The organism is Huijunlia imazamoxiresistens (assembly GCF_037132455.1).
Classification (GTDB): domain Bacteria; phylum Bacteroidota; class Bacteroidia; order Chitinophagales; family Chitinophagaceae; genus Flavisolibacter; species Flavisolibacter imazamoxiresistens.
Map to the genome: position 1 here is coordinate 159,217 of NZ_JBBBEI010000005.1, position 14,789 is coordinate 174,005.

Annotated in this window: 12 protein-coding genes and 3 tRNA genes; 11 read left to right on the forward strand and 4 right to left on the reverse strand. The window is 58.5% G+C overall.

Annotated elements, in window-relative coordinates; translation table 11 throughout:
• Positions 1-33: 33 nt before the first annotated feature.
• The 3 genes from V9K67_RS08075 to V9K67_RS08085 all read left to right on the forward strand — a co-directional run bounded on the left by V9K67_RS08075 (position 34) and on the right by V9K67_RS08085 (position 4,894).
• Positions 34-1,503 (forward strand): RagB/SusD family nutrient uptake outer membrane protein, encoded by a 1,470-nt coding sequence (locus V9K67_RS08075; RefSeq protein ID WP_336721349.1) that lies wholly within the window; start codon positions 34-36, stop codon positions 1,501-1,503.
• Between the two features lie 30 nt (positions 1,504-1,533).
• Entirely contained in the window at positions 1,534-3,123 is a 1,590-nt protein-coding gene (locus V9K67_RS08080; protein ID WP_336721350.1) for a sulfatase family protein, read from the forward strand.
• A 121-nt stretch (positions 3,124-3,244) separates the two neighbouring features.
• Positions 3,245-4,894 carry an FAD-binding dehydrogenase gene (locus V9K67_RS08085; protein WP_336721351.1) on the forward strand — a complete coding sequence of 550 codons (1,650 nt, stop codon included), beginning with the start codon at positions 3,245-3,247 and terminating at the stop codon, positions 4,892-4,894.
• 10 nt (positions 4,895-4,904) lie between these two features.
• On the opposite strand, the gene V9K67_RS08090 is transcribed toward V9K67_RS08085, so the two are convergent.
• On the reverse strand, positions 4,905-6,677 hold the full coding sequence (locus V9K67_RS08090; protein ID WP_336721353.1) for a DUF885 domain-containing protein: 1,773 nt from the start codon (positions 6,675-6,677) through the stop codon (positions 4,905-4,907).
• A gap of 151 nt (positions 6,678-6,828) precedes the next feature.
• Here V9K67_RS08090 and V9K67_RS08095 point away from each other — a divergent pair, with 151 nt between their 5' ends.
• The 6 genes from V9K67_RS08095 (at position 6,829) to V9K67_RS08120 (ending at position 10,078) form a co-directional block, all read left to right on the forward strand.
• Complete coding sequence (locus V9K67_RS08095; RefSeq protein WP_336721354.1) at positions 6,829-7,452, forward strand: HYR domain-containing protein; 624 nt, start codon at positions 6,829-6,831, stop codon at positions 7,450-7,452.
• 253 nt (positions 7,453-7,705) lie between these two features.
• Positions 7,706-7,779 (forward strand) — tRNA-Asp (locus tag V9K67_RS08100).
• Between the two features lie 53 nt (positions 7,780-7,832).
• Positions 7,833-7,910: transfer RNA gene (locus V9K67_RS08105), tRNA-OTHER, on the forward strand.
• Between the two features lie 53 nt (positions 7,911-7,963).
• A tRNA-OTHER gene (locus tag V9K67_RS08110) sits at positions 7,964-8,041 on the forward strand.
• Positions 8,042-8,213: 172 nt separating this feature from the next.
• Positions 8,214-9,155, forward strand: coding sequence for an NADP-dependent oxidoreductase (locus V9K67_RS08115; protein WP_336721356.1), 942 nt, complete (start codon positions 8,214-8,216; stop codon positions 9,153-9,155).
• Positions 9,156-9,208: 53 nt separating this feature from the next.
• Entirely contained in the window at positions 9,209-10,078 is an 870-nt protein-coding gene (locus V9K67_RS08120) for an AraC family transcriptional regulator (protein ID WP_336721357.1), read from the forward strand.
• A gap of 119 nt (positions 10,079-10,197) precedes the next feature.
• On the opposite strand, the gene V9K67_RS08125 is transcribed toward V9K67_RS08120, so the two are convergent.
• Positions 10,198-10,368, reverse strand: a complete 171-nt coding sequence (locus tag V9K67_RS08125) for a hypothetical protein (RefSeq protein ID WP_336721358.1) — start codon at positions 10,366-10,368, stop codon at positions 10,198-10,200.
• Between the two features lie 74 nt (positions 10,369-10,442).
• On the opposite strand from V9K67_RS08125, the gene V9K67_RS08130 reads away from it, so the two are divergent.
• Entirely contained in the window at positions 10,443-10,934 is a 492-nt protein-coding gene (locus V9K67_RS08130) for a cupin domain-containing protein (RefSeq protein WP_336721360.1), read from the forward strand.
• A gap of 89 nt (positions 10,935-11,023) precedes the next feature.
• Here V9K67_RS08130 and V9K67_RS08135 read toward each other — a convergent pair whose 3' ends face one another.
• On the reverse strand, positions 11,024-12,133 hold the full coding sequence (locus V9K67_RS08135) for a glycosyl hydrolase family 18 protein (protein WP_336721361.1): 1,110 nt from the start codon (positions 12,131-12,133) through the stop codon (positions 11,024-11,026).
• A gap of 172 nt (positions 12,134-12,305) precedes the next feature.
• On the opposite strand from V9K67_RS08135, the gene V9K67_RS08140 reads away from it, so the two are divergent.
• Complete coding sequence (locus V9K67_RS08140) at positions 12,306-13,697, forward strand: MGH1-like glycoside hydrolase domain-containing protein (protein ID WP_336721362.1); 1,392 nt, start codon at positions 12,306-12,308, stop codon at positions 13,695-13,697.
• A 474-nt stretch (positions 13,698-14,171) separates the two neighbouring features.
• Here V9K67_RS08140 and V9K67_RS08145 read toward each other — a convergent pair whose 3' ends face one another.
• Positions 14,172-14,732, reverse strand: coding sequence for an NADPH-dependent FMN reductase (locus tag V9K67_RS08145; RefSeq protein ID WP_336721363.1), 561 nt, complete (start codon positions 14,730-14,732; stop codon positions 14,172-14,174).
• Positions 14,733-14,789: the final 57 nt, after the last annotated feature.

Sequence of the window (14,789 nt, forward strand, 5' to 3'; positions counted from 1 at the left end):
CCAAAGCGGGTAAATTTTCTAAAAAGCAAACAGATGAAAAGAAACATACTGACGGCGCTGTCGGCGCTGCTGCTCCTCGGCGCTTCCTCCTGCAAAAAGTTTTTGGAGGAACAGCCCTCCTCCCTGATGGTGGCGGAAAACTTTTACAAAACCGAGGCGGATGCCGAAGCCGCCGTGACGGCCGCCTACGACGGCCTGAACGACCAGTGGAACATTTACTTCCGCGGCATCTATATGCTGGCGGAACTGCCCACCGACAATGCCGAATGCGGGCAGGGCGTGGCCAACTCCTTCATCTTCGCCCTGAACGACCACACCTACGGTCCCGTCAACGACCGGATCTATACCCTTTATACCAACCTGTATAAAACCATTGCCAATGCCAACGTGGCGATCGACAAGATCCCCGGCATAGCGATGGAGGAGCAAAAGAAGAACCGGCTGGTGGCGGAAGCCCGCTTTGTCCGGGGGCTGCTGTATTTTAACCTGGTGCGCCTGTTTGGCGATGTGCCCCTGGTGCTGCACCAGGTGACCTCGCTCGGCGACGTCAACACCCCCCGGGCGGCAGCGGCCGACGTGTACCGGCAGATCATCAGCGACCTGGAAGCCGGCGAGCAGCACCTGGATGCGGCCAATACGCAAAAAAACCTGGGAAGGGCCACGCAGGCTTCGGCTACCGCTTTGCTGTCCAAGGTGTACCTGACCCTGAAGGAGTATGCAAAGGCCCGGGACAAATCAAAGGCGGTGCTCGATAATGCTGCTTATGGGCTGCTGGACAGCTATTTCGACGTATTTACGCCGCAGAACCGCTTTAACAAGGAAGCCCTCTTTTCGGTGCAGTGCAAAGGCAATACCGGCACCGGCAATGGCTTCGGGATGGCCCTGTTCCTGCCCCGGGCGACCATTCCCCTGGCCGGCGGCGGCAAGGTAGCCGGCAACAGCGCCGACGTGCCCACCGTGGAATTTTACAACAGCTTCCGCCCGGGCGACCTGCGCCGCGACCGGACGTTCTTCACGCAATATGATGCGGGCGCCGGGTCCGTGACCTTCCGGCCGCACTGGTATAAATACTTTGATGGGGCTGCGATCACCAACCTGGGCGAAGGCACCCTGAACTACCACGTGATCCGCTATGCCGACCTGCTGCTGACCTATGCCGAAGCCCTCAACGAGATCAGCGGTCCTTCCGCGGAGGCCTACGAAGCGGTGAACAAGGTGCGGAGGCGGGCGTACGGAAAACCCATAACCACCGCCAATGCGGCCGTGGACCTGTCCGGCCTGGGCAAGGATGCCTTTGCCGACGCGCTGCTGGAAGAGCGCCGCTGGGAGTTCGGCTTTGAGGACCACCGCTGGTTCGACCTGGTACGTACCGGCAAGCTGCTGCCTGTTTTAAAAGCAAAAGGGAATGCCGGCATCAAGGAGCACCACGTGCTGTTCCCCCTGCCCCAACGCGAGCTGGACGTCAATAAAAGCCTGACGCAAAACCCGGGTTATACCAATTAGAATTTCTGTCATCCATAACAAATGCAACGCATGAAGCTTTCTTATTTTTCTTTTCTTTTACCGGTATTGCTGCTGGGAGGCATCCGCTCCGCCTTCGCCCAGGGCGGCAGCCGGCAGACAAACAGGCCGAATATCGTGCTCATTTTTTCCGACGACCATGCCTACCAGGCCATCAGCGCCTACGGCAGCAAGCTGGTGCAAACGCCCAACATCGACCGGCTGGCAAAGGAAGGAGCGCTGTTTCAAAACACCTTTGTCACCAATTCCATCTGCGGTCCCAGCCGGGCCACCCTGCTCACCGGCAAGTACAGCCATGTCAACGGCTATACCGTCAACGAACAGAAGTTCAATACGGCGCAGCAGCTGTTCCCCGAACTGCTGCAGCAGGGCGGCTACCAGACCGCCTGGATCGGGAAGTGGCACCTGGGCAACCTGCCCCGCGGCTTTGATTACTACAACGTGTTGCCGGGACAGGGACACTACTACAACCCCGATTTCATCAACAGCAACAAGGATACGGTCCGCATCGACGGCTATGTGACCGATATCATCACCTCCCTGTCGCAGCAGTGGCTGGACGGGCGCGATCAAAAGAAGCCGTTCTTCCTGGTGGTCGGCGAGAAAGCCACCCACCGCTCCTGGCTGCCGGCGCTGCAGGACCTGGGCGCCTACGACCAGCAGGACTTCCCGCTGCCCGCCAACTTCCACGACAGCTTCGAAGGACGCGTGGCCGCCCAGGACCAGGACATGACCATCGACAAGACCATGCGCTTGAAAGAAGACCTGAAGGTGCATGCCGACTTTGAAAAGGATTTTGCCTACCGGCGGCTGACACCCGAACAACGGAAGGTGCTGTCGGATTATTACGAGAACAAGGTAAGCCGGGAGTTTGACCAGGGCCGGTTTACCGGCGAGGCCCTGCTGCGCTGGAAGTACCAGCGCTACATCAAGGATTACCTGTCCGTAGCCCGGGCGCTCGACCGCAACATCGGCCAACTGCTGGATTATTTGGATAAGACCGGCCTTGCTAAAAATACGGTGGTGATCTACGCCTCGGACCAGGGCTTTTATTTAGGCGAGCACGGCTGGTTCGACAAGCGCTTCATTTACGAGGAATCGCTGCGCACGCCCTTTGTGATGCGCTACCCCGGCGTCATCAAGCCGGGAAGTACCGTCAAACAGTTTACGGCCAACATCGACTGGGCGCCCACTATTTTGGATATTGCCGGCCTGGCCGTGCCCAAAGAGATCCAGGGAAAATCCTTCCTGCCCCTGGTAAAGAACAAAGAGAACGCTGTGCCCTGGCGCAAGGAAGTGTACTACCACTATTACGAATTCCCGCAACCCCACCACGTGTACCCGCACTTTGGCGTCCGTACGGATAAGTACAAGCTGGTTCGTTTTTACGGGGAAAAGAATGCCTGGGAACTGTACGACCTTTCCAAAGATGCCAGCGAGGTGCGCAACGTGTACGGTGCTGCCGCCTACCGTAAGATCAGCGCCGAACTGAAAGGCAAGCTGAAAGAATTGGTCCGCCAGTACCAGGACGACGAAGCCCTCAAAATACTGGAAGGAGAAGCGGCACCAGCCAGCGCCCTGCAACGGCCGGTGCAACGATAGGGTTCCCATTTGCCCTTTTTTTGAGAAGTATAGGCAAGCGCTGCACCCGGACAGCAGGCTTGCCTCTACTTCTTTTTTATTTATGGCGTAGCTTAGTAAGCTCACCCCAAAACTTCTTGCCATGTCTTTCTCCGCTGACGTCATCATCGTAGGGGCCGGCCTGGCCGGACTGGTGGCAGCCTCCGAATTGGTTGCAACAGGCAGGCGTGTATTATTGTTGGACCAGGAGCCCGAACAAAGCCTGGGCGGCCAGGCCTTCTGGTCGCTGGGCGGCCTGTTTATGGTGAACACGCCGGAGCAACGGCGCTTAGGCATCCGCGACAGCCATGCCCTGGCCCTGCAGGACTGGATGGGCACCGCCGCTTTCGACCGGCCGGAAGACCACTGGCCCCGCAAATGGGCGGAGTCCTACGTGGCCTTTGCTGCCGGCGAAAAGTACGCCTGGCTGCGGGGGCTGGGCATCCGCATCTTCCCGGTGGTGGGCTGGGCCGAAAGAGGCGGCTATGGCGCCATCGGCCACGGTAATTCGGTGCCCCGCTTCCACGTGGCCTGGGGCACGGGGCCGGGGGTGCTGGCACCCTTTATCTACCGGGTACGCGAAGCCGAAAAGAAGGGGCTCCTGCAGCTCAAATGCCGCCACCGCGTGGAGGAGCTGACGATGCGCGGCGGCGCCGTCACCGGCGTGCGGGGCAGCCTGCTGGAACCCAGCTGGATGCAACGGGGAGCGCCTTCCTCCAACCAGGTGAGGGGCGACTTCCGGTTCGAGGCCCCGGCGGTGATCGTTACTTCCGGCGGCATCGGGGCCAACCTCGACCTGGTGCGGCAAAACTGGCCGCAGCGCCTGGGCCCGCCGCCCCGCCGGCTGCTGTCGGGCGTGCCGGCCCACGTGGACGGCCGCATGCTGGGGGTGGCCGCCGCCGCCGGCGGCCACATCATCAACCCCGACCGGATGTGGCATTATACCGAAGGGGTGAAAAACTGGGCGCCTATCTGGCCCCAGCACGGCATCCGCATCCTGCCGGGGCCTTCCTCCCTCTGGTTCGACCCCGCAGGGGCCCGCCTGCCCGTGCCGCTGTTCCCGGGCTTCGACACCCTGGGCACCCTGCAGCACCTGGGCCTCCATCAATACGACTACTCCTGGTTTCTCCTGAACCAGAAGATCATCCGCAAAGAATTTGCTTTGTCGGGCTCGGAACAGAACCCCGACCTGACGGCCAAAAGCTGGGGACAGGTGGTGGGCAGGGCGGTCGGTAAAAAGGCCACCCCGCCGGTGGAGGCGTTCAAGCAAAAAGGAGAGGACTTTATCGTTCGCAACAACCTTCGTGAGCTGGTGGACGGCATGAATGCACTGGCCGGGACCACCCTGCTCGATAAAGAACAAGTGGAGGAACAGGTGCGGGCCCGCGACCGGGAGCTGGACAACCGTTTCGGAAAAGACCTCCAGATCGCCGCCATCCGCTCGGCCCGCCGCTACCTGGGCGACCGCCTCATCCGCACCGCCCCGCTGCACCGCATCCTGGACCCGGCCGCGGGCCCGCTCATCGCCGTACGGCTGCACCTGCTCACCCGCAAAACCCTGGGCGGCCTGCAAACCGACCTGGAGGCCCGGGTGCTGGACGCCGATGGCCGCCCGGTGCCGGGCCTGTACGCAGCCGGCGAGGTGGCGGGCTTCGGCGGCGGCGGCATGCACGGCTACCGGGCGCTGGAAGGCTCCTTCCTCGGCGGCTGCCTGTTTTCCGGCCGGATAGCAGGTAGGGCAGCCAGGCAATAGACATCCGAAATCATTGTTTCATGGCCCAGGCGTTCATCTTCTGTTCCAGGAGATCCAGGGGCAGGGCGCCGTCTTTCAGCAGTTCGTCGTGGAAGGCGGACAGGCGGAAGCGGGCGCCCAGCTGCCGGCTGTAGCGGTTGCGCAGTTCCTTGATTTTGAGTTCGCCAACCTTGTAGGTCAGCGCCTGCCCGGGCCAGGCCATGTACCGCTCGATCTCGGCAGTGGCAAATTGTTCCGAAATGGGTTCGTTCTCCCGCATGTATTGGATCGCCTGCTCGCGGGTCCAGCCTTTGGCGTGCAGGCCCGCATCGGTCACCAGGCGGATGGCCCGGTGGATTTCCGAGCCCAGGGCCCTCAGGTATTGGTAGGGATCGGTATACACGCCCAGCTCCTTGCCCAGGCTTTCGGCATACAGCGCCCAGCCTTCCACGTAAGCCCCCGTGCCGCCATAGCGGCGGAACTTCGGCAGGCGTTCGTTCTCGTATTGCAGGGAAAGCTGGTAGTGATGGCCCGGTATGGCTTCGTGCAAAAACACGCTTTCATCCAGCTCGGTTTTGGTGACGTCCACTATCGGCACATAAAAGATGGCGGGGCGGTTGTTTTCCAGCGAGCCGGGATAATATTCCGCGGCGGCGGAGGCGGCACGGAACGCTTCGGTTTGCTTGATGACAAAAGGGGTTTTCGGCGTTTGGGTGAACATTTTGGCCAGGGAAGGTTCGATCTTTTGTTGGAGGGCCCTGTAGGCATTCAACACCTCTTCGGGTGTTTTATAGGGAAAGAACCGGGCATCCGTCGTCATGTACCGGAACAGGCTGTCGAGGCTGCCGCGGAAGCCGATCTGGGCTTTTACTTTTTCCATTTCCGCCCGGATGCGTTTCACTTCCGCCAGCCCGGTCTGGAACAGCGCGTCGGCGGAGGTATTCGTAGTGGTCTGCTGGCGGATGCGGTACTGGTACATTTTATTGCCGCCCGGCAGGGCACCCCACCCGCTGGTGGTGCGGGTAACGGGCAGGTATTCGGTTTTCAGAAAATTGGCCAGCCGGCGGTAGGCCGAGTTGAGGTGCCCGTTGATCAGGCGCACATAGGCCTCGGTCAGGCGCTTTTTCTCTTCTTCGGGAAACGCCTGCGGCAGCTTGCGGATGGGCCCGTAGAACACGCTCTGGGTGGGGGCGTTGGCCACCAGGGCTTCCAGCTGCGGGATCATCTTGGCCACCAGGGCCCGGGGCAATACGATGTTTTCGGCCATCCCTTTGCGGAAGTACGCCAGGGCGCTGTCGGTCCAGGCCGAAAAGGCGGTGGCCCTGCGGATCCAGTTGTCGTAATCCTTTATGGTTTTGAAGGGCTGCACCACGTCGCCGCTCCCGAATTGGGCCAGCACCAGGGGCAGGCTGTGCGAAAACTGGTCGGCCGGCATCCGGTTGTATTTAAACGCCAGCCCTTCCAGCTTGATGTCCAGCTCTTTTTTCAGCAGGTCGTAGCTGATCCGGTCGCTGCTGCCCAGGTTTTCCCGTTTTACGTCTTTGAGGGCAAAAAGGTAATGGTAGTAAAATTCTTTGAGCGTAGCGCGGTAGGAGTCCGTAAAATCGGCGAACAGCAGGTCGTTGTAGCGGTAGTCGCCGTTTTCGGTCGCATCGAGCGGGAACAGCCGCAAGCCTTCTTCGTAATAACTGTTCACCAGGGCCGCCAGTTGCTGGCTGTCGTTGCCGGAAGGGGAGGGGGCCTGCAGGCGGGCGGTGGAAAAAGTGAAGCCGATCAACAGGAATACGAGCAGCGGTTTCATCATGTTGCAATTTTTTAGAAGACAAAAGGACGCCGGTGGTGGTTGCCTCGGGAGCAAAACAAAGCAGTAAGATAAACAATAAACCTAATTTATTTCCGGAAATCGACCTGCGGCAGGCCTTCCTGTCCTGGAGCGAAAAACGTAAATTAGGAAGATGAAACGACTTCTTTTGTTCACTTTTTCAGCGGCCTGCGCCTTTTCCCTCCAGGCCCAGGAGTGTACGCTGCATTGCCCGGCCAATATCGTGGTCGCCGCCGACAGCGGGCAGGGCGGGGCCACCGTCCGCTTTCCGGCTGCTACCGCTTCCGCCTCCTGCGGCGCCGTCACCTATACGCCGGCTTCGGGTTCGTTTTTCAGGCTGGGTTCGGCCACCGTCATGACAACGGTTGCCTCGGGCAAAAAATGTTCGTTCACGGTAACGGTCACGGACAACGAGCCGCCGGTGCTGTCGCGGCTGCAGTTATCGCAACTGCGGCTGTGGCCTTCGGACAACTCGATGCACGACGTGGAGGTGGGCTATACGGCCACGGACAATTCCGGCGAGGCCGCCTGCACGCTTTCCGTTACCAGCAACGACCCGGGCAGCGGCGGCTGGCAGGTGCTGAGCAACCGCCTGGTGCGGCTGCAGGCCCTGCGGCTGACGGGCAACAAGCCGCGGATCTACATCATCAAGGTCAACTGCCGTGATGCTTCCGGCAACAGCTCCACCCGCACCACCTCCATCGCCGTTTCCGAAACGATCCAAATGAAGGAGACGCGAACGGATTCGGTGAAATGAGCCGTTTACGCGTTTACGAGTTCACAAGTTCACGAGTTGTTTGGGGGCAGGGGAGGGGTTGAGGATTGCTGATAATCAGTTGTTTAGAAGTGTTCGGGAGGTTGTTTGGGAAAAATTGGAAAAAAAATTTTAGCCAGTCTTGACTTTTCCGTCAATCTTCCTCTATATTTGCAACCCCAACGATAACGAAACGGGTTGTAAAATAGCCCGTGAAGTTGGAAAAAGAAAGATAAGAATAGTTCTTACATACTTTGGATCGGTAGTTCAGTCGGTTAGAATGCCGCCCTGTCACGGCGGAGGTCGCGGGTTCGAGTCCCGTCCGGTCCGCAAGAAGCCCTAGAGTAATCTGGGGCTTTTTTGTTTTATAGCTGTCTTGTTCAGACCGGTAGTTCAGTCGGTTAGAATGCCGCCCTGTCATCTCGCCTAGGGCGAGACGGGTTCGAGTCCCGTCCGGTCCGCAAGAAGCCCTAGAGTAATCTGGGGCTTTTTTGTTTTATAGCCGTCTTGTTCAGACCGGTAGTTCAGTCGGTTAGAACGTCGCCCTGGCATCTCGCCTAGGGCGAGACGGGTTCGAGTCCCGTCCGGTCCGCAAAAAGCCTCAGAGCAATCTGGGGCTTTTTTGTTTTATGGTTGTTCCATAAAAAGTCTTCATCCTTTTACCGGCACCCTTTTTTTTACCGGCATTTCCTGAAATTGTACTCGTTTACCAGGGGCAAAGGCGACCATCTTTGCTGTATCCAACAATCAATAAAATAAAATACATGAAAGCGATCATTTTCAAGGAAGCCGGCGGCGTGGAAAACCTTTTGTATACCGAACTGCCCACACCCGGCATCAACAGCAATGAAGTACTGGTAAAGACAGAAGCGATCAGCATCAACCCCGTGGATGTGAAGACCCGCGCCGGCAAAGGCTTTTACGGACGGATCAAGGACGCCGATCCTAAGGTTATCGGGTGGGATGTCAGCGGCGTGGTCGTGGAGGCCGGCAGCGATACTACCCTCAAACCGGGCGATGAAGTGTTTGGCATGGTGGACTTTCCCGGCCAGGGAAAAGCGTACGCCGAATATGTGGCGGCGCCGGCCCATCACCTGGCACTGAAGCCTGCCAACAGCTCTTTTGAAGAAGCCGCTGCCACCACCCTGGCCGCACTGACCGCCTACCAGGGACTGGTGCACCACGCCAAAGTGCGCAAAGGCCAGCGCATCCTGGTGCATGCCGCAGCAGGCGGGGTAGGCCACTTTGTCGTGCAAATCGCCAGGCACCTGGGCCTGTACGTGATCGGCACATCTTCGGCCCGGAATAAGGATTTTGTACTGGGGCTGGGCGCCGACGAACATATCGATTACCGGGCGCAGCGCTTCGAAGAAGCGGTACAGGATGTGGACCTGGTATTCGATGCCATCGGCGGCGAAAACATCACCCGTTCCTTCGGCGTATTGAAGCCGGGCGGCATCCTCCTCAGCATCCCCACCGGCATCCCGGAAGATATCACCGGGCAGGCCCGGGAAAGGGGCATTAACGCCTTCTTTTTCCTGGTGCAATCTGATGGCGGCGATATGCAGGTGCTGGCGAGCTGGCTGCAGCAAGGCATCATCAAACCGCAGATCAGCACCTACGACTTTTCGCAGATGGCCGAAGCGCACCTGCAGCAGGAAACCGGCCGAACCAAAGGCAAAATCGTGCTGCGGTTAAAAAAATAGTAAGCGTACCGATGCCGGGCAATCAAGTACATTTGCTCTATCCTTTCCGATATATGGAGCAACAGCAACATTTCCAGGTGGAACAAACGGTACAACCCTTCGACATTTCGGAGGAGGAGTTGCACGAATGGACCAGGCGTCCGCACCGGCATAATTTCTTTGAGCTGGTTTTTATCCGGGACGGCACCGGGAGCCAATGCATCAATGGGAGTTTCCTGCCCTACGAAAAAGACAGCATTTTCCTGCTGCCGCCCTACGATTGCCATTCCTTCCGGATACAGGCGCCGACCCAATTCGTTTTTATCCGCTTCAACGCCCTGTTCTTCCAGGAAGACAAGTGGCAGCTTATGGACTACAGCCAGTGGTTCCGGAACCTGCATTACATTCTCAGCAGCTATAACCGGAAGCCGGGCGATGTGATCCATTCCCCTGCGGATAAAGCCCTAATGGTCAGCCTGATCACCAGCATGCTGCACGAAAAGCAGCAGCCGGGCGGCTCCGAATCCATTATCCGTACCAATATGGTGGCGATGCTCAACGTGCTGGTGCGCAATTTTGAAAACAGCTTCCGGGAAAGCCACCAGGCCAGGGACCAGCAGGTGCGGGACCTGTTGCAGTACATCCAGTACCACCTGTTTGACAATGACAAACTGAAGGTGGAAGCGATCGCCCGAGCCTTTAACCTGGCGCCTACCTATGTGGGTGAATATTTTAAGAAGAAGGTAGGCGAAAACCTGAAGGAGTATATTTTGAAAGCCCGTGTCAATGTGGCCCAAAGCCGGATGCAGTATTCGGGGCAAAGCGTCAAGGAGATCGCCTATGACCTGGGATTTACCGATGCCAGCCACCTGATGAAAGTGATCAAAAAATATTACCAGGCCGCCGGCCAGGCGGTTTGCAGCAGTTTGCAGGCAAGTGCATAGCCGCGCCCCTGGAAATGCTGTTGCCGGGTAAAAGAAGACATAAATGAAAAAGGGCTGCTCCCCGGCGGGAACAGCCCTTTTTCGTTTGCCGGTAACCGGTAAGCCTGCCGGTTTGCGGCTTAAAAGCGGAAGGCGATGTTGGCCGACAGGCGGCGCGGCATCTGCGGCTCGAGGGTGGACCAGCCTTTGTAGTATTCGCGGTCGGTGAGGTTGTCGAGCTTCACGCCAAAGCGCAGGGCGCGGGTGGTGTAGAAGATCGTGGCGTTCAGCACGGTATAGGCCGGCACCACGAACTTGCCGGTGGGGACGAATTGATGGGTTCACGCCCGGGGGAAATTCCGTAACTTAAGAAAAAGGAGGCCATATGAAAAAAGTTGCGCTCATCCTGATTGCCAGCGCTTTGTATGCGCTGCCCGCTGCCCATGCCCAGGAGCACGGGCAAGCTGCCCACCCGGCCGGGGAACACCTGATGGTCCATGCCAATAAGCTGAACTGGCAGCCCGGTCCGCCCTCCCTGCCCCCCGGCGTACAGGTGGCCGTTATTGAAGGCGACCTTGCCAAAGCCGGTCCCTTTACCGCCCGCCTGATGGTGCCGGCCAACTACCGCATTGCGCCCCATTACCACCCCGCCATCGAGCATGTGACGGTGCTGGAAGGCACCTTTTACATGGGGGCCGGCAAGGAGTTTAAGGAAGGCACCGCCACGGAGCTCAAAACCGGCGACTTTTCCGTAATGCCCACCGGCTTCGTCCATTATGCCTTTTCCCGGGATAAGGCGATGATCCAACTGCACGGCATCGGTCCCTGGGGCATCACCTACATCAATGAAGCCGATGACCCCAGGAAGAAACGGTAGGATTTCGGATGTCGGATGTCGGAACCCTGGATTGCAGAAGGAGTCTTTCTTCGTTGAAGGGATCCGAAATCCGACATTTGAAATTTCCCTTATAGGTTTAAAGCTCGAATATGGTACAGCAATGAGGTACTGTCGTAGGGACTGTCCTGGGTAAGTTCCCAGAACATGAGCCCGCCGGCGCGGGCCCGGGCCAGGCGGGCCTTTTTTTCCACGGTCGTCTTGCCGTTGTACAGGTAACGCAACCGCACCTGCCCGCTGTCCTTGAAGCGGGTGATAAACGTAAAGGAATCCGCCTGCGGCGGGGCCCCCCGCCGCACCAGGGTGTCATAACCCTTGGAGAAGAGCAGCGTGTCGTAAGCCGTCTTTGATTTGGCGGTGTCCCGGTAATACAGTAAGGCATAGCCGAAGAAAGGAATGCCCAGGACGGCTTTGCGGGCGGGCATCTTCCGCTGGTCGATCCAGTAGCGCAGGGAGGCTTCCGCATGTTCGTACGTGGCGTGGTGGTGCAGCACGTCGGAGCGGCGCAGGTCGTCGTACGCCATGATGTTGAAGAAGTCGATCCCCTTGCTCTTCAGCACTGAATCGCTGACGGCCTCCCGCAGGCTGCCGGCATTGTTGCCCGAAATAAGGGCGGCGGATAAATAATATTTCCCGTTTTTATGGCAGCTGTCGCCCAGCTCCCGCAGCAGGCCGGTAAAGGCGGCGGCCGTTTTGGCGCCGGGAAACTCCCAGTCGATGTCGAGCCCGTCCAGCTGGTAATGCCGCAATTTTCCCAGGACCGACCGGATGAACTTCGTCTGCCGCCCGGCAGAGGAGGTCACCAGGTTCCAGCGCGCCGGCCGGGCCTGGACGCTCAGGAACACCCGGGCCCCGCTTTCCCGGGCAAGGGCCCGCGTCCGGACCAGGGAGGCCGGGTACCCCACCTGGATAAGGCCGCCGGTATCGATATAGGCATTGGCAAAACAGACAATGTTGATATACTGCAGCTTTTTGCGGAGGATCTCCGAGGGAAAGTGGGCATGGTCGGCGGAGTCGATGAAGAGGTAGCCCACTTTTTTAAAGCCCAGCTCCGGCGGTGGAAAGGTCGAGTCTTTCTGGAGGGCGCCGCGCACCAGCCCCTTGGCCCAGGGTTGCGGGTAAAAGCAAAGCAGTCCGGCAAAGGCCAGGAACAACGCCAGTATTGGTTTCAGCAGTCGCATAAAATTTGGGGGTCAAACGTGAACGGAAGCAGGCGGAAGGGCGGCTCAAGGCTACCTCATCCGTATTTCCGGCCGCAAATAAGGCATATTTTTTCCGGTTTTCCCCCGCTACCTTTTTTTAATTGGGACGGTCTGTCTATTTTGAAGGCATTTTCTCATCCCTGTTTGCCGTATGAATGAAATAGCCCTGACCCGAAAAGCAAAAACCATCCTGCTGACCTTATTCGCCGGCCTTGCCGCCTCTATGACCCAGGCGCAGCCTGCGGACAGTGTCGCCCATTATTCGGGTATTATCAAAAAACATATTTACGCCGATTACAAGGGCATGTTCCGGAAGGCCAAGGGTACCCTGCCTTTCCCCTTCATCACCCCGGGCAGCGACCAGTATGCCAATGACCTCTGGGACTGGGACTCCTGGTGGAGCAACATTGCCCTGCGGCAGATCCTGGCCGATGCGGGTTCGGATAAGGATAAGCGGGAGGCCATCGCCTACGAGCAGGGATGCGTGCTGAACTTCTTACAATACGCGGCCGCCGACGGCTATATTCCCATCGTCATCTTCAGCAATGCCAACCCCCGCGACAAGGAGCATATGCCCGACAACATTTACGAGATCAATATGCACAAGCCGGTGCTGGCCCAGCACGCCGCCTTCCTCACCAAACAGGGGGGCGGCAATGCCGACTGGATCCGCGAAAAATTCTACCTGCTGCAGTACTTTGTCAACAACTACCAGACGCACCACCGCCACCGGCAAACAGGCCTGTACTTCTGGCAGACCGACCTGGCCATCGGTGTGGACAACGATCCCTCCACCTTTTTCCGCCCGCCGCGCAGCTCGGCTTCCATCTTTTTAAACTGCCTCATGTACAAAGAGCTCCAGGCCATGACCTACCTGGCGCATTGCCTGCAGCTTGAAGAAATCGCCGGCGAATACGCCAAAGACGCGGAAGCGCTGAAGGGGGCCATCCGGGAGCACTGCTGGGATGAACGCGACGGCTTCTTCTACTCGGTGGACCTCAACCTGCTGCCCGTTACCGAAACGCCGGGAAAATACCTGGGCCTGAACCTGGTGCTGCATACCGGCTTCCCGCGCACCTACGACTGCCTTATCCAGCGCATCGGCGTGTGGAGCGGCTTCATGGCCCTGTGGGCGGGCATCGCCACCCCCGAGCAGGCCGGGCGGATGGTGGCCGAGCACTATAAAAACGCCAAAACCTTCGCGGCTCCTTACGGGGTCCGCACCCTTTCGAAGATGGAAAAAATGTACAGCGTGCGGGCCAGCAACAACCCCTCCAACTGGCTGGGCCCCATCTGGGGCGTTTCCAATTACGTGGTGTTCAAAGGCCTGGCGCGGTACGGGTTCAACGCCGAGGCAAGGGAAATGGCCGCAAAGACGGTGAGGCTGTTCGGAAAGGATTTCGAAAGATCCGGCGCCCTGCACGAATACTACGAACCCGAAACCGGCGCCCCCGTGCTGAACAAAGGCTTTCAGAACTGGAACTACCTGGTGACGAACATGCTGGCCTGGCTGGAGGGCCGCCCGGTGATCGAGGAGTTTTAGCAGGGCTATCCCAAAAGAAAAGCAAGCTATCGCGTACTTGCGTTATAGCTTGCTCCATCACACAAAACACCGGTCTGATTGGCTCATCACGGTTTTTCGAACTACTCCATCGAAAGGATCATCCTATGTCCAGGGAAGGGCCGGATCGGCTGTCATTTTCCCTGCTGGTTAAGGGTTGCTGTCCGGCAGGGCAGGCGCCTATCGTCTTTCATCCTTAGTTTCCAGGCTTTATGATTTCGGCTACCTGTTGCTGTTCCGGACCAGGGAACCCTGGTTTGGGCGGCCGCCAGGCCTGGTATAGTACCTGGTTCCGACCACAGTGAATAAGGTAGAAGAAACATGCCAGTTTCGTTTTTGGGAAAAGGAGAATATACACCCCTTTCAGACCCTGTTAACCAGGCCCGGCTGTGTGCTGCTTGTGGGTAAGTATGTGCGGCAAACGGATCAGGGAACCGCCGCTGGCGCTTTCCTTCCCTATTTTCCACGCACCTGCTGCAGGGCCGTGCCCCAGCTGATGACCTGGTTGAGCAGGGAGGTGAGCTTTTTTTCGTGGTGGGCGGCCGGCTTGAAGACGGTCATGTTCTCGAAGTCGGTAAACAGCGACAGGGCCACCTGCTCGCGTACGGTGGCCACCTGCAGCTCCGCCAGCACCAGCCGCAACTGTTCCACGGCGCGGGTGCCGCCGGCGCTGCCGTAGGCCACGAAGCCGGCGGCCTTGTTGTTCCATTCGGAATAAACGAAATCGAGGGCGTTCTTCAGGGCGCCCGGAATGCCGTGGTTGTACTCGGGCGACACGATCACGTAGGCATCGAAAGAAGCCACCTTTGCCGCCCAGTCCTTGGTATGCTGGTGCTGGTATTTGTGCATGCCGGGCGGGAAGGGCTCGTCCAGCAGGGGCAGGTTCACCTGTTGCAGGTCCACCAGCTCGAAGGTGGCATCGGTTCTTTTCTGGGCCAGTTCGTATACCCATTGGCCCACGGCTGCGCCCACGCGGTTGGGGCGGGTGCTGCCGATAATAATCGCAACTCTGATCATGTTGTACGTTTTAAGTGGTCGATAAAGTAAAGCCATTGCCGGTATAAAAATCCTGCC

Excerpts from the sequence above, each read along its gene's own strand:
- V9K67_RS08075 (WP_336721349.1), top strand. The coding sequence starts at position 34 with ATGAAAAGAAACATACTGACGGCGCTGTCGGCGCTGCTGCTCCTCGGC.
- V9K67_RS08090 (WP_336721353.1), bottom strand. The coding sequence starts at position 6,677 with ATGATGAAACCGCTGCTCGTATTCCTGTTGATCGGCTTCACTTTTTCC.
- V9K67_RS08120 (WP_336721357.1), top strand. The coding sequence starts at position 9,209 with ATGGAGCAACAGCAACATTTCCAGGTGGAACAAACGGTACAACCCTTC.
- V9K67_RS08080 (WP_336721350.1), top strand. The coding sequence starts at position 1,534 with ATGAAGCTTTCTTATTTTTCTTTTCTTTTACCGGTATTGCTGCTGGGA.
- V9K67_RS08140 (WP_336721362.1), top strand. The coding sequence starts at position 12,306 with ATGAATGAAATAGCCCTGACCCGAAAAGCAAAAACCATCCTGCTGACC.
- V9K67_RS08130 (WP_336721360.1), top strand. The coding sequence starts at position 10,443 with ATGAAAAAAGTTGCGCTCATCCTGATTGCCAGCGCTTTGTATGCGCTG.
- V9K67_RS08085 (WP_336721351.1), top strand. The coding sequence starts at position 3,245 with ATGTCTTTCTCCGCTGACGTCATCATCGTAGGGGCCGGCCTGGCCGGA.
- V9K67_RS08145 (WP_336721363.1), bottom strand. The coding sequence starts at position 14,732 with ATGATCAGAGTTGCGATTATTATCGGCAGCACCCGCCCCAACCGCGTG.
- V9K67_RS08135 (WP_336721361.1), bottom strand. The coding sequence starts at position 12,133 with ATGCGACTGCTGAAACCAATACTGGCGTTGTTCCTGGCCTTTGCCGGA.
- V9K67_RS08115 (WP_336721356.1), top strand. The coding sequence starts at position 8,214 with ATGAAAGCGATCATTTTCAAGGAAGCCGGCGGCGTGGAAAACCTTTTG.
- V9K67_RS08095 (WP_336721354.1), top strand. The coding sequence starts at position 6,829 with ATGAAACGACTTCTTTTGTTCACTTTTTCAGCGGCCTGCGCCTTTTCC.